Source organism: Bartonella sp. AA1HLJMS, assembly GCF_042197445.1.
Taxonomy (GTDB): domain Bacteria; phylum Pseudomonadota; class Alphaproteobacteria; order Rhizobiales; family Rhizobiaceae; genus Bartonella.
The window spans coordinates 220,609-236,975 of record NZ_JBHIRW010000001.1 but is presented as its reverse complement, the minus strand read 5'-3'; the positions used below and the strand labels follow the sequence as shown (position 1 = coordinate 236,975).

General features: G+C 38.4%; 6 protein-coding genes. 1 reads left to right on the top strand and 5 read right to left on the bottom strand.

The window, feature by feature from the left end; all coding sequences use genetic code 11:
* Positions 1 to 354 precede the first annotated feature (354 nt).
* A complete protein-coding gene (locus ACFIQE_RS00885) occupies positions 355 to 741 on the top strand; it encodes a YbaN family protein (RefSeq protein WP_375611405.1) in 387 nt (128 codons plus the stop codon).
* A 1,465-nt stretch (positions 742 to 2,206) separates the two neighbouring features.
* Here ACFIQE_RS00885 and pncB read toward each other — a convergent pair.
* The 5 genes from pncB to aroA all read right to left on the bottom strand — a co-directional run bounded on the left by pncB (position 2,207) and on the right by aroA (position 16,241).
* A complete protein-coding gene (gene pncB, locus ACFIQE_RS00880; protein ID WP_375611404.1) occupies positions 2,207 to 3,511 on the bottom strand; it encodes a nicotinate phosphoribosyltransferase in 1,305 nt (434 codons plus the stop codon).
* Between the two features lie 132 nt (positions 3,512 to 3,643).
* Positions 3,644 to 12,208 (bottom strand): GH36-type glycosyl hydrolase domain-containing protein, encoded by an 8,565-nt coding sequence (locus ACFIQE_RS00875; RefSeq protein ID WP_375707193.1) that lies wholly within the window; start codon positions 12,206 to 12,208, stop codon positions 3,644 to 3,646.
* A 228-nt stretch (positions 12,209 to 12,436) separates the two neighbouring features.
* Positions 12,437 to 14,137, bottom strand: a complete 1,701-nt coding sequence (gene rpsA, locus ACFIQE_RS00870; RefSeq protein WP_026500132.1) for a 30S ribosomal protein S1 — start codon at positions 14,135 to 14,137, stop codon at positions 12,437 to 12,439.
* Positions 14,138 to 14,268: 131 nt separating this feature from the next.
* Positions 14,269 to 14,916, bottom strand: a complete 648-nt coding sequence (gene cmk, locus ACFIQE_RS00865) for a (d)CMP kinase (RefSeq protein ID WP_375611402.1) — start codon at positions 14,914 to 14,916, stop codon at positions 14,269 to 14,271.
* A complete protein-coding gene (gene aroA / locus ACFIQE_RS00860) occupies positions 14,913 to 16,241 on the bottom strand; it encodes a 3-phosphoshikimate 1-carboxyvinyltransferase (protein ID WP_375611401.1) in 1,329 nt (442 codons plus the stop codon). Before aroA ends, cmk begins: the two co-directional genes overlap by 4 nt.
* Positions 16,242 to 16,367: the final 126 nt, after the last annotated feature.

The following is a 16,367-nucleotide window of genomic DNA, read 5'->3' as shown; positions in this document are numbered from 1 at the left end:
TTTTATTTTAATTAGAGTCTGGGGTGCTAGATTATTTTTCCTCCTAATATCTAGCAGGTGAATGCAGTAGATTTTCTCCCCCCCAACACTGCATTTTAATTAAGAGGCTGCATTGATTTCTTCTGCAGCCTTTTTATTTTTTTGTTTTTCTAAAATCTCTCCTCTTTTCTTGAAATCATTTAAAATGATTATAATATTGTGTAAGCTATTCGGTATTTTCAAGGAACTTATAACAGCAAAGACACTTACGCATGAAGGGGTAGAGCGTAATTGTGCACTCAGACATGTAAACAGAAAAAAACAGATACAATGTTTTTGTATAGGGTTTTGCGTAGAGGAAAATAGTACGAGAAAATGAAAAAAGATTTGAAGATATCGCACCCTTTACGTATCTGCTATTATATAGCAGGGTGGGCGATGGTTATATTAGGTATTATCGGTGTCGTATTACCTATTATGCCAACTGTGCCTTTTTTATTGGTTGCCTCATGGTGTTTTACGCGTTCTTCTCCACGTTTTCATCAATGGTTGAATAATCATCGTATTTTTGGTCCCCCTATTAAGCGATGGGAAGAAAAAAAAGCAATCTCTCCATTCGTTAAAGTTTTTGCAATGATGAGTATGACAGGAGGATTTTTATCCTTTTTTGTAATGCTACACCCTCCTTTGTGGATTTCTTTACTTGTTGCGGTTATATTATTGCTGATTGCCATTTATATTGTAACACGTCCATCTTCCTAATGATAAAAAAGGCTTTATGGGATACTCTTTTTAGCTTCAACTTATTTGTAAAAACTATGAGAACTTTTAAGTTTTGAATATAAGCTCTCCATTTCCAAAATGCATATGAAATAGCAAGCTTTTTGAACGCAATTAATTAATAATATGTTTGTGAAATAATTTTTATGAACACTCAAAATGTTCTCACTTGGTAAACAATGATAAATCACATTCATGGAAGAGAGTCATTATTTTTGTAAAGCATGTTTGTATGAATCTCTACATATACATCATTAAAAAGTCATTGATATGATAGTCATTTCTTTCTAAAAGACATTTCGTTTGTTTTCATATCTCTTAATGAGGATATAATACAAAGCTTACTAAACACCATCATTTTTATACTTATACAGTTAAGAAGCCGGTCTATTATATCAATCTTTAATGTTACATCTGTTATTAACTTAAGAATAATTCATAAGAAACAACAGAGTTTTTCAAATGGTTTTATATATACACGCATTCTTATTATAATATGCGAATAAATAATTTCTCTGTCTTTGTATAAAGCTTATTCGAAATAAAAATATTATTGCATTCTCTGTTTTTTAATAAAGTCATGCCCCTCACGTAAAACAAAAGGTCTCCCAAATCATGTTATTTACACATTTATTTTAATGAAACATCTCTCAACGCTTTACTCATTTCATAATAGCAGACCATACATGGATAAAGTAAAATCTCATTGTAACGTGTATAAAATCTATTTGAGCACCATCATCCTTGCCTTTCAAAATGCACACCAATAGTCACCATGCTATTTGTCATCCTCCAATGTTGCCTTAGTAATTCCTAATGCTACAATTATAGCTTGTCATCTGGTTTTGTATATTTTGACACTAGATTTTGTACCAATTTATTTTTTTCAAAGAGTTTAAAGATGTTCTCAAAGGGTTTTGAAAGCCTTTTCTCATTTTTACTTATGGAAACGCACTTTTTTCTGATTTTCGGTAATTTTTGCAATTTTAGGTGTCAAAATCTATTTTGATAAAACGCGCATTGAATGGTCAAAATTGTACATAAAAACAACAAATTACCACGTATTCCTACTTAATCCAACCTCTTCCCACTTAGTATAAAACCTACTGTCAAACTACAACAATAACCCTTAGAACTTGAAAACCTTCATACATGCAAGGAGATGAGTGTGCTTGATTTAACAGGGTTAAAATGAGAAAATCTCCTTGGTTAAACTTCCTTGGCTCGTTAAGTATTTTTTTAATGCGTCGTAAATATTTTTAAGTCTTATCTATCGCGCCTTATGTAAGTGAAGCGTATGCGTGGTAGGCCAAGTAGAATCTGCTCAAAAACAGCCGAACTGTTTACAGACCAGCAAAGGTTAAGAATCCTCGTCCTTAGAGTAGGACAAAAATCAATCTTATAAACAATATGATGGATCAATATACTTGTTTTAAAGAACCGGAAACTATGTCTTTATAGGTCTAGCAATTCGCTTTTTATTACCAAAAAAATTGAGATAACGTTGTACTTCTTTTGAATCACCGATCGTTTTTTCAGGATTATCTGAAAGTTTTACGGCTGGTCGACCATTGGCATAGGTCACCTTACAAACAAGGGAAAGAGCATCAAGAGTTTCGATTTCCTGAGGTGCACAGCCTGTAAAATCATTGGTAAGATCCGTGCCCCATCCAAAACTCATGCGCACTTTACCATGGAAATGATGATAGGTTTTTTCAATTGTATTGACATCAAGAGCATCAGAAAAAATTAAAAGTTTTTTGCGTGGATCTTTTCCTTTTTCTTTCCACCATTGAATAATACGTTCACCACCTTCAATAGGGGGCGCACTATCGGGTCTGAAACCCGTCCAATCAGCGACCCAATCTGGTGCATTGCGTAAAAATTCTTCTGTACCAAAGGTATCAGGTAAAACAATGAGAAGATTTCCACCATAATAACGATTCCAATCTTGCAAGACTTGATACGGAGCTCTGCGTAATTCATCATCGTTGTTGCTGAGAGCCGCAATAACCATAGGCAATTCGTGTGCATTGGTTCCAAGAGCTTCTAAATCCGTATCCATGGCAAGAAGAACATTAGAAGTTCCAGTAAAAGAATGACCAATGCCTTCTTTTAATGCTTCCACACACCAGCGCTGCCATAAAAAAGAATGGCGGCGCCTTGTCCCAAAGTCAGATATTTTAATATCAGGCAATTTTTTGAGACGTTCAACTTTACTCCACATTTTTGCTTTAGCACGCGCATAAAGTACATCAAGCGCAAAACGATCTAGTTTTTTGAGAGCAGCACGTGAACGTAATTCACTAATAATAGCAAGGGCAGGAATTTCCCACATGGAACTATGGGCCCAGGGTCCATGAAAATGAAGGATATATTGGCCATCTTTGCGGGTGAGTTCATATTCTGGGAGTTGAAAATTCTCAAGCCACTGAAGAAAATCCGGTTCAAAAATTTGTTTGCGTCCATAAAATGTATTACCAGCAAGCCAGATCATTTCTTTTTTTGTAAAGCGCAAACTAAGAGCATGATCAAGTTGAGCACGTAATTCACTCTCATCAATATCATCGGCAAGACGTATTGTTTTAGAGCGATTTATGAGGGAAAAAGTAACATTAACATTAGGGTATAACCCCCAAATCATCTGCACCATAAGAAGCTTATAAAAATCCGTATCAAGAAGTGAGCGAATAATGGGATCAAGCTTCCAAGTGTGATTGTAAACACGTCTAGCAATATCCGGATGATTCATAACCTTTTTCTTTCATTTTCATAAAATCTAAAATATTATGCACCAACACGGCTAATATAGACGGTGCAATATAACAACTCTACAGTTTTGGGCAAGAATAAAAAGCCTACTCTCTTTTTCCATCTTTCATCTTTAAGATTTGACAATACGCATAATTTCATGCTGACCTGTTTTTTGTAACTTTATCCCTGTATGAACTTCGGTATATTCTTTGCTATTAACATAGAGCATATTTTTAGGTCCCCATTTTACTTTAATGCTATAAACGGCATCATAAAACTTCATTGTTGCTTCATATTTTGGCCAAATAGAGGGTAAATGTGGCTGCAAAAATAATAGGTCTCCCTGACGCTGTATTCCAAGAATAGCTTGTGTTGCGGCGCGATAAAACCAACCGGCTGAACCTGTATACCAAGTCCAACCGCCTTGACCACATCGTGGTTCAACAGCATAAATATCTGCAGCCATCACATAAGGTTCAACACGATAAATTTCAGGATCTTGTCCATGGGTAATTGGGTTTATCATAGAAAATAAAGCATAAGCTTTATCGTTTTGTTCCATTTCAGCCAACGCAAAAATACTCCAAATGGCACCATGCGTGTATTGACCACCATTTTCTCGAATTCCTGGAGGATAACCTTTTATATAACCAGGCTCGAGCGTACTTTTATCAAAAGGCGGCCAAAAAAGGCGAATGAGTCCGCCTTTTTTATCATAGAGATGCTTTAGCATTGATGTCATTGCTTGTTTTTGACGTTCAGGCGATGCCATTTGAGAAATGACAGCCCAAGATTGAGCAATGGTATCAATTTGACATTCATCATTGATTTTAGAGCCAAGAGGTGTTCCATCATCAAAATAACCACGTCGATACCAAGCACCATCCCAACCGTTTTTCTCTAGGGATTTTGTTAAATGTTCAAGGTACGTACTCCATATTTGCATATGGCTATTATCACCACGTTTTTTGGCTAAAGAAATAAATGTTTGTAATGTGTACCCAAGAAACCATCCTAACCAAATGCTTTCGCCTTTTCCTTCCACACCGACCAAATTCATGCCATCATTCCAATCCCCACCTAAAATAAGAGGGAGACCATGTGGTCCGCAGCGTTTAATGGCAAGGTCTAAAGCTAAAACACAATGTTCATAAACTGTTGCAACCTTTGGGGATTGGGTGGGTTGAAAATAAGCATCCTGTTGCCCACTTTTGAGAACATCACCTTCAATAAAAGGAATGAGCGTATCAAGAAAAGCGTCGTCACCAGTGGTAGTGACATAAAGAGCTGTTGCATATGCAAGCCAAACGATATCATCAGAAATGTATGTACGAACACCAGCATTTGTATCAGGCAACCACCAATGTTGCACATCCCCTTCAAGAAATTGGTGCGCTGCTGCATTTAACAATTGGTCATGGGCCAACTGTGGTTCCAGCAATAACAAAGACAAGCTATCTTGTAACTGGTCACGAAAGCCAAATGCACCACTCGCTTGGTAAAAGCCTGCGCGTGCCATGATGCGGCATGCATAAATTTGATAGGGAAGCCAATGGTTGACCATAAGATTAAAAGAAGAGTCAGGTGTTTTGATTTGGAAAGGAGAAACAAAATCACTCCATTGTTGTTTTTGTTTTGTGAGCAGAATTTCAAAATCGCTTGCACGTGCTTGATCAAGTAGTTTTTCAGCTTCTTGCCTATTTTCAGCACTGCCAAGATAGAAGATGATTTCTTTTGTTTGCCCTGGCAAAAGATCAATATCATAGGCGAATGCTGAACAAGGATCACATCCTGCTTCAATGGTATTTGAAAGAGCAGCGGCTTTACGGATCGCATTTGGACGTGTTACGGTTCCCGTTGCACCGATAAATTCAGCGCGATTGGTCGTCGTGCTGGTTGGCATTTCGGAGGCTGATAAAAATGTAACTTGTTGATATTTCTCGATGTGATAGGGATTTTGAATAAAATGTGCACCCCATCTAGCCTCATAAGAGGAAACAATAAAGGGGGCATATTTTGTACGGACATTTCCCAAAACCCATTCAACATAATTATAAAGGCGTAAACTGCGTGGTTTTTTCCCTTCATTCGTAAGGATAAGACGTGAAAAGCGAATAGGTTTTTCAGGATCAAGTGTATGGGTCAGTTCTAATGCGATTTCTGAATGTGTTGATTTAAAAGTTGAGAATCCAAACCCATGACACGCCTCATAGACAATATTTTCGTCACATTCAACAGTAGAAACGGGTGAGAAACGTTTTAAAGACTGGCGATCAACCAAATAAAGTGCTTCTCCTGGTCGGTTAGACGTTGGATCATTCGCCCAAGGAGTTAGTTGATAATCGCGGCTATTGTTAGCCCAAGTAAAAATTGCACCTTCAGCAGAGACATGAAAACCAAACCTGTGATTAGCAATGACATTAATCCACGGATGCGGTGTATTGGTACGTCCATGAAGACGTATTACATAATGATTATGCTGATTAAAACCACCGTAACCATTCCAATATCTTAGATCTTCTCCATTTGGGAGAAAAGAGGATGGTTTTTGTTGGCTAATAAGACCAATGGAAGAAAAAAGATTTTGTTCAATTTGTGTTGTAAATTGCTGTCCTTCGTTATATCTTGGCAAGTCTAATTGATCATAAGATTCTTGATAATTTTTATGAATTGTGAGATTAAAATCATTCTCATCAAGCCGTTTAAGTTGTTCAGATAAAGAGCCATTTTGGGCATCAAGAACGATACGCGCTGATGCAAGAAGCGTTTTAAAACTCTGTTCACTCATTTGATCGCGTCGAAGCATGAAAATATGTTGGCGTTCATCTGTTTTTTGCGTGTGGTGATAATAAGATTCACAGACCCACTCAAGAGCGCGTTGTGTACTTTGTATATAGGAAAATGTTTGTTCATTAAGAATGACCAAATCAACAATGAGTCCACGCATACGCCAATATTCGTGTGCTTTAAGGAGCTCGCGCAGTACAGCTATATTTCCCTCGTTATTTAACCTAAGAAGACAGAGTGGATTGTCTCCTGAGATAGACATGGGCCAAAGATCAGACTGTTTTCCTAGCGTTTTTGCTAATATTTCAGAAGGAAGACGCCATGTGCGGTCTGGATAGATAAGCGGTGTTGCATATTTTTGATAGATAATAGCTTCTTTAAGCTGGGTTCCGCTCTGATACAGTGCGACTTGTGAGTGCGTCCATGCCATTGAAAGTTCTTTTTGAAACATATCAGGTTGTCGATAATGTTTAATATGATTATTTAGCGCTTCTTTTGTATGAGCAGCAAAAGTCCAAAAAATAAGTTCTGCTTTTTCATGGGCTGAAATTTTTATACGGCATCGCAATGACATAACAGGGTCAAGAACACAACCTTGACTGTTACTAAAACGAGTATTTTGGTCAAATGCAGCGGGACGATGAATAGATCGCCCCCGACCAATAAACAGAGAGCGATCTGTTTCAGCTTCTGTCTCTTGGAGAATATCTGTTGTACTAGAAACAAAATGGGTAACATAGGTTTCAGGATCACTAGGCGAGCGTTTGCGCCTTTTGGCAAAAATTGTTTTACCTTCTTCAGTAATTTCTGTCTCTATAAACATACGGGAAAAAACAGGATGAACTTGGTCTGTATCCATCGTGGCAAGCGCTAATTCACCATAAGAAGTCACTTCAATGAGTCGGTCTTTATTTGTCGTATTCATCAGTTGAATACGTCTCCCTTCGCCACATCCTTCAGATGTAATAAGACATTCAAGTGTTGATTTAATACCATCAACCATTTTTGTATATTCAGCCTTTTCATCTGTAAAAATGCTGACAGCTTCTTCTTCAATAACACGTGTTGGCTCACCAGTAACAGACCACCACCGTCCACTATGCGTATCACGTAAGAAGAATAAAGTACCTTGTTGATCTTCTGTTGCATCAGGAATAAAGCGCGTAATCGCATAATCGTGCCAACGGCTGTAACCAGAACCGTTCGCTGTTAACATGGTAGAATAAAAGCCATTAGACAAAAGTAAAGTTGCTCGTGGCTTGAGTAACGGGTTTGTAATAATGCGCAAAGGGGCTGCGTCAAATGCTTGAGACTTATTGCGCATACGATTAACAGCTTTGGTATGAATAATAGGAATGAGATGAGGCGCTCTTTCCTGTAAGAGCAATTGTGTTGCTTCAATAACGGGATCACGGTGAAAACGATCACGCATTCGCCCTTGAAAAATAACATTGTTAAGAGCAAGGATAGACATGCCATGATGGTGCGCATAATAATTGCGTACAATGGCGTATTTTTCCCCTGTTTTCACGCGTGTTGGAGTAAAATCAACAGAGTCATAATAACCATATGTTCCTAAAGCTCCAAGATCACGGAGTCGTTTTAAATTAGCGACAGCGCAAGCAGGAGCATATTGTGCCGCTAGAAGGCTGGCATAGGGAGCAATGACAGCATTGCGTGAAAGACCACGTTGGAGTCCGAGGTTTGGAACACCAAAATGAGCGTATTGGTAATTCATTAAATGATCGCGAGCATTAAATGCGGCTTCTGAAATACCCCATGGCAATTCCCGTTTATGGGCATATTGTATTTGACAACGAATAATCAATCGATTTGTTTGATCTAAGAGAGACCCTAAAGGTTCATGCATTACGAGAGATGGCATAAGATATTCAAACATTGATCCAGACCATGATAAGAGTGCACCTTTCCCACCTATGGGGATGAGAAGTCGACCAAGACGAAACCAATGTTTAAGTTTTATATCTCCTTTTGCGATGGCAAAAAAGCTTGCAAGACGTGCTTCTGAAGCAAGTAGGTCATAACAATTTTCATCGAGTTTGTTTTCTTGAACACGATATCCAATGGATAAAAGGTGCCGTTTAGGCTGTTCTAAAAAGTCAAATTTCATATCAAAGGCTATTTGCCGTGCCGCTATAGCCAACCTGTTTAGTTTTTTACATAATTTTTCAGTATCACAATGAGCAGTCGCATCATGATGATGAGCGTTACAGGTGTCGATAAGGCATTTAGCCCAAGAAAGCGCACGAGCAGATTCTATCGTTTGAATTTTGTGGTCAAGTTCACCGACTAAGTGCACAATATCATGGGCTGCAAGTGAAAGATCTATGATGTGAGAAGGAATCGTATTTTCTTGTTCTATAAAAGTGAAGATAGAATCATGAAAACGAGTGATGTTTTCTTCGATTTTTTGGCGTAAAGAGCGTAAACTGGGTTGATGATCTGGAATTTCTCTGACAGTTTCTTCAAGAATAGCAAGAACATCCGATAAGCCTTCTCGATCACTTTGGAAAAAAAGAAGCGGTTTTTCAGCCCATTCACTTAAAGCAGAAGAGAGTGTTACCAAATGACCGGCAAGATTTCCTGAATCAACGGTTGATACATAAGTAGGTAAAAGAGGCCTGAGTGTATCCGTTTCATACCAATTATAGAGATGACCACGAAACTTTTCCATTTTTGTAAGAGAGCGTAATGTACATTCAATACGGTTGATGGTCTCTTCAAAACCAATCCAGCCAAAATCACGTGCTGCAATAATAGAAAGGAGATAAACCCCAATATTCGTAGGCGATGTACGTTGAGCAACAAGAGGTTCAGGATCTTCTTGAAAATTATCGGGAGGCAGATGGTTGTTTTGTGCATTGACAAAGGTTGTATAATAAAGCCATGTCCGCCGTGCAATAGAGCGGAGTTTTTTTTCATCTTTTGAAGAAAGATCAAGGCTATCTTGAAAGGTTGAAGGTTGACTCACAATCCAAGCAATGAAGGGTGAAAAAAACCATGCTATCCCAAAAGGCAAAGCAACCAAGCTTGCAAAACTATCAGAAAAAAGAGGGAGTGCTATAGTAAGAATACCAATAAGCGATGCTGGTGCCATTGTAAAAACATAGAAACGCAAACTATTGGGTATTGATTTTGTTGCGGCAGAAGTTTTCCATTCAAGAAGATGCTGTTTTGAAATCGTCATACGATAGAGTGTACGAATAATCGCATCGGTCATAAAATACGCCGAATGAGCAAGAAACGTCGTTTTAAGAAATATATCAGCGCTTGTAAGAGCAATTTTGTTCCAAATTAATTGAAAATGTCCACGCAAAGAATGATCTATATTGGATGAGACAAGCGTTTTTAATACACATAGAATGGGTGAAATGAAGGAGCTAAACAACAAGAATAGTTGCCAGACGATTGCACTCTTTAAAGACAAAAAAGCCCATCCTGCAAATGCTGCGATTAACCACATAAGTGGAGTGAGAGAACGACGTAAATTATCCTGCATTTTCCAACGCGTCACGGAACTTATTTGACGGTGGGGAAAAAGATAAGGCAAAAGCTGCCAATCACCGCGGACCCAACGATGATAACGCATAACATCAATATTATAAGCAGTTGGATAGTCTTCAATGACTTCTATGCTACTTACCAGAGCAGTACGAGCATAACCTCCCTCTAAGAGATCATGGCTAAGAATAGTATTTTCTTTAATTTTGCCATCAAGCGCTTGTTCAAATGCATCAATATTATAAAGACCTTTACCGATAAAGGTGCCTTCTCCTAAAAGATCTTGATAAGTATCAGAAACAGCAAAAACATAAGGATCAATGCCACGGTTTATAGAAAAAACCCGTTGGAGAATTGATGTTTTTTTTCCTGTTGTAAGAGAAGGAATAATGCGTGGTTGTAAAATACTATAGCCCTTTACAACCTTTCCACTTTGTGGATCAAAAACGGGATAATTGAGTGGATGGTTAAGCTTTCCAACAAGTTTCGCGACGCTCTCTGGAGTAAGACGTGTATCACAATCCAGCGTCATAACAAAACGGCAATCCATAGGAAGATGTGGATTGGGAGGATAAAAGCTTGTATTTTTATCGCCTCTTAAGAGCCGATTAAGTTCATGAAGTTTTCCTCGCTTTCGTTCCCATCCCATCCAACATTTTTCGCTTGTATTATAAAGGCGTCGGCGATGTAAAAGGAAAAAAAGCGGAAGTTCATCACGATGATAACGACTATTGAGTTTATCAATACTCTTTTGCGCATAGTGCAATAAATCAAGATCATCTTGCGTTTCTCTCAATGGAGCATCCACCCAATCTGTAATGAGTGCAAAATGAATGGCACCTTTAGGATTGGAAAGATAGTGCACTTCAAGATTGCGCACTTGTTCATCAATATCATCGCGTGATGTCATCAAAGTAGGTACAATAACCATTGTCCGTGCATGTTTTGGAATACCTTCTTTATATTCATAACCAATGAGTTGTTTTGATGGGACAAACCACGAAACAACAGTGTTAAATAAAGCAAAAGCAGCATCCATAGCAGGAAAAAGCGCCAATACAGTAAAGCAAAAAGATATCCATTGTGTCATGCCAGATATTTGTAAAAGGGCGTAAATTACCAGCAAAAGAGCAAGCGTCAGAAAAGAGATAGGAACGGCGATGACTCTCAATTTTGAGCAACAGGAAGCGCGTGTCCATTTTATGAGAAAGGGCGGAATATACCCACAAGCCTTTTCAAATATGCCACGACCATCATCAACAAGGTACCACCCCACACAAGAATGATGAGGCATATCTTTAGAAGTGGAATTTGCCATTTCTACAACTTTATGTGCAACTTCCAGTTCACTAAGAGGCGAAAAGCGAGAAACTTTTTCAATGACTTGTCGATAAATATTGCGTGAGTGAGCATCAATTTCAGAAAAATCACTATTTTTACGCAAAATAGAATCAACACAACTCACTGTTTCAAACCATGCTGTCCAATCAACATCATCTATAGCTTTAAGAGCACGGATAATATTTCCCATGGTCACACCATCTGCTGCTTGTCGGGTATGTTCATCAGCTGTTGCAATCTCTAAGCTACTACCTTGGCTTTTCAATTGCTTTTCAAGCCAAGTTAATGCTACGGTTGAATCGACAGATGCACTGCGCAGGCGATAGAATAAATGTGCTGAAAAAGTTGGATCAACAGTAAATGGTTTATACTGCGTAAAAAGAGAGTGTGGATTTGTTTTATTTTCTACAAGAGAAATTTTATCAGCTACTTGACTAGCAAGATGGCGCATATGTCGCGCTTTTTCGATACGTACTGAAAGACGACGGACATTTTCAATGAGCAGCATTTGCATAACTGAAGGAAGAGCCCACAATTCACCAATTGTGAGCGCACAAACTTCTTGAAATCCGTTGGTCATAGCAGTGAGTGTTTCTTGTGAAAAGCTGCTATCGGTATGCGCAATATAAAGCCAAGTTAAAGCAAAAATTCGTGGTATGCCGGCTTTGTGTGTAGAAAGAGGAAGTTGCTTTATGAAGGACTTGGGTAGATTACGACGTAGCTTTTGTATGGTTTTATCAATGGTGTAATGATTATCAATGAGCCATTGAGCAGATGGTGCGATGGTTTCATCATTTCGGGCAGCAAAATCACTGGTATGAAAGGCATGAAGAATAAGTTTAGCATTTTCATTCAATCTCTTGCGAAAATCTCCTACTCCTTCATATTCAGGGAGTAAAATTTCTTTACCAGAAGCTATATCATGCCCTAAGTTATAAAGATCTTCCTGTACCTTATAGATTGCACGAAGAGGAAAATCCGTATTAATAAAATGATCTTTTTTCTCTTTTTGAGAAAAAAGTATTTTATGAAGGGTATTATGCACGCCATGTCCCATTGTTATTTAATTACATCGTTTTTTATTTAAATTGTAAGCATTTTATCTGAATAGTGAACCGTTGTTAGACAAAAAACAAACTTTTTGTTTTTATTTGCAAGCATTTATAATTTTTGTTTCAATAATTAAAAAATAAGCAGACAATTTTTTTATAAAATAAAAAGGTCACTCCTAATGAGTGACCTTAATAATAACACCAACTTTAATGATTGATGATTAATCTTGTTCTTGTTTTTTCAAAGCTGCACCCAGAATATCACCAAGAGAAGCACCTGAATCTGTAGAACCATATTGTGCAACAGCTTCTTTTTCCTCTGCAATTTCTAAAGCTTTAATCGATACTGAAATTTTACGTGTTTTTTTATCAAATGCTGTGATGCGAGCATCAACCTTTTGCCCAATTGCGAAACGCTCAGGACGTTGCTCATCACGATCACGCGCAAGATCAGCACGCCGAATGGTTGTCTCAAGGTTGTGGTCAATCAATTTCACACCAATGTCATTGTCGTTAACAGCAATCACTTCGCATGTTACAACTGCACCTTTTCGCAATTCGCCAGAAGCAGCTGCTTCTCCAACTTTATCGCTGGAAAGCTGCTTAATTCCAAGAGAAATGCGCTCTTTTTCAATGTCAACATCAAGGACCACAGCCTTAACGATATCGCCTTTATTATAAGTATCAATAACTTGTTCACCAGGACGGTTCCAATCAAGATCAGACAAATGAACCATACCGTCAACATCGCCTTCAAGCCCAATAAACAGACCAAATTCTGTTTTATTTTTAACCTCTCCTTCAATTTGCGAATTGACAGGAAATTTATTGGCAAAAGCTTCCCATGGATTTTCAAATGTTTGTTTTAAGCCAAGAGAAATACGCCGTTTAGAAGGATCAATCTCAAGAACAACCACTTCTACTTCTTGTGATGTAGACAGAATTTTTCCAGGATGAACATTTTTCTTTGTCCAGCTCATTTCAGAAACATGGATCAGCCCTTCGATTCCTGGTTCAATTTCAACAAAACCACCGTAATCAGTAATGTTGGTAACAGCACCCGTAATTTTTTTACCAATCGGATACCGGACACTGATGCTTTCCCAAGGATCACTTTCAAGCTGTTTCATTCCAAGAGAAATACGGTGCGTATCTTGATTAATGCGAATAATCTGCACTTTAATCGTTTGGCCAATTGTGAGCACTTCAGATGGGTGATTAACACGCCGCCATGCCATATCTGTAACGTGCAAGAGACCATCAATCCCACCAAGATCAACAAAGGCACCATAATCTGTAATATTTTTCACCACACCTTCAACGATTTGATTTTCTTCAAGATTTTGTACGATTTCTGAACGTTGCTCAGCGCGACTTTCTTCTAAAACAGTGCGGCGTGAGACCACAATATTGCCACGACGACGATCCATCTTCAAAATTTCAAAGGACTGTGAATTATGCATGAGGGGTGAAACATCACGAATGGGACGAATATCAACTTGGCTGCGAGGCAAGAAAGCAACGGCACCATCAAGATCAACTGTAAAACCACCTTTTACTTGGCTAAAGATCACTCCATCAACGCGTGCACCAGCATTGAATTTTTCCTCCAAACGGACCCAACTTTCTTCGCGCCGTGCTTTTTCACGCGATAAAACAGCTTCACCCATCGCATTTTCAATGCGTTCAATGTAAACCTCAACTTCATCGCCAACTTGCAAAGAACCATCTTTTGCTTTAGCTCCAAATTCTTTGAGAGGAATACGTCCTTCGACTTTAAGACCAGCATCAATAATGGCCATGTCTTTTTCGATTGCAATAACACGACCTTTAACAACAGATCCTTCATTAAGATCATTAGTTTGAAAAGATTCTGTTAAAAGGGCTTCAAAATCCGCTGTTGTGGGATTGTATTGTGACATAAGAACTCCTAATATATACCTTGTATTATAAGGTATGAGCGCTAGGTTAGTGTTAACATAAGTAACTCCCTAGCCTTTTCCTTGAATAAAGGAAAAAAGTTAGCGCTAGGCTGGAAGTTACCTTAACGAATTTATCCAATTATATGCATTTTTATGATTGGATCAACAAAACTGCATGCAATTTCAAATGTTGCTTCTATACTCAATTCTGACGTATCAAGCAAGTGGGCGTTTTTTGCTGGTTTTAGTGGACTTTGTTTGCGCGTTATATCGCGACTGTCGCGCTGTTCAAGTTGAGCTAGGATTTCATGATAATTTGCTTGAACACCTTTTTTTAAAATCTCTTGGTAGCGGCGTTTGGCGCGTGTTTGAACATTGGCTAGAATATAAAACTTGATATCGGCATCAGGACAAACAATCGTTCCGATATCACGCCCATCAAGCACACAGCCGGGCAAAACTTTAGCAAAGTTGCGTTGTTTTTCGACAAGAATTTTGCGTACAGCAGGGTTAATTGCTATTTTTGAAGCCGCTTCACCAAGTTCATGAGAAGAAAGAAGAGAAGGATTTAAGGTATTAAAATCAAGTTCTTTAGCATAAATAATAGCATTTTTTTCATCATTAAGAGCTAAATTTTGTTGTAAAAGCGTATGAGCAACACTACGATAAGTAAGACCAGTATCGAGATGACGAAGGCGATAATGTGCAGCAATTTTGCGTGCTAAGGTTCCTTTGCCTGAGGCTGCAGGTCCATCAATGGCGATAACAAAAGGCTTCAAGCGATTTTTCCCCCAAGTTGTTTTATAAAAGGAATAAATTCTGGAAAGCTCGTAGCGATCATTCGTTTATCATCAATGGTAACAGGTTTTTCTGACACAAGCCCAAAAATGAGAAAACACATAGCAATTCGATGATCAAGATGTGTGGCAACATACCCACCCCCCAAACCTTTGGCAGAACCTTTTCCATAAACAATAAGAAAATCTTGACCTTCTTCACAGTCTACGCAATTAATTTTTAATCCTTGAGCAACAGCAGACAATCGATCTGATTCTTTTACACGCAATTCTTCAATTCCTAGCATAACTGTTTTGCCTTCTGCAAAGGCAGCTGCTACTGCCAAAGCAGGATATTCATCTATCATCGATGGAGCACGTTCTTTGGGCACCGTAACGCCTCTAAGGACCGATGATTTTATCCGTAGATCAGCAACATCCTCTCCACCTGTTTGACGTCGGTTCAAAAATTCAATTTGAGCACCCATTTCCCACAATGTTTCGATAAGTCCTATTCGAGAGTTATTTATCAAAACATTTTCAATGGTGATATCAGAGTCTTCTATAAGAAGGGCTGCGATAATTGGAAAAGCAGCAGAAGAAGGATCACCCGGAATATGAATCGTTTGTCCAGTAAGATGGGGTTGACCATTAAGATGAATCAAACGCGCACCTTCGTTATCTTTTTCTATTTCAAGTTGCGCACCGAATGCTTTTAACATTTTTTCCGTATGATCTCGTGTCAGAACTGGTTCAATAACAGTTGTAGTGCCGGCGGTATTGAGTCCAGCAAGCAGGATTGCTGATTTAATTTGGGAGGAAGCTATTGGAACACGGTAACGAATCGGATTAGCCATTTTCGGACCATAAAGCGTTAAAGGAAGGTGATCGTCGCGCGTTGCCTCAATTTCAACCCCCATGAGACGCAGTGGATCAAGGATACGTCCCATTGGACGTTTAGAGAGAGAAGCATCACCAATAAAGGTTGTTTTCATATGATACGGACCAACCATTCCCATAACCAAACGAGCACCTGTTCCAGCGTTTCCAAAGTCTAAAGGTTTTTGTGCAGCTAAAAGGCAACCATTCCCTGTTCCTCGTATGATCCAGAAGTCTTCTTTTTTAATAATACAGGCACCCATAGCTTGCATAGCAGCAGCTGTATTGAGTACATCAGCGCTTTCAAGTAATCCATGAATATATGTCTCACCACTTGCTAATCCTCCCAATATAAGAGAGCGATGAGAGATTGATTTATCTCCTGGTATTTGAATTTTTCCAGAGAGACTACTCGATTTATAGGTGGTTATAGGGATTGCTTTTTGCATGGAAATTCTATTTAATTCTATCTAACTTTTATGAAATTGTGCATCCTTTAGCACATGCTTTAAAAGACGTCATGAAAAAATCACTGTGGAACAGTGTATTTATCTTTGACAAAGGTATTATTTTTC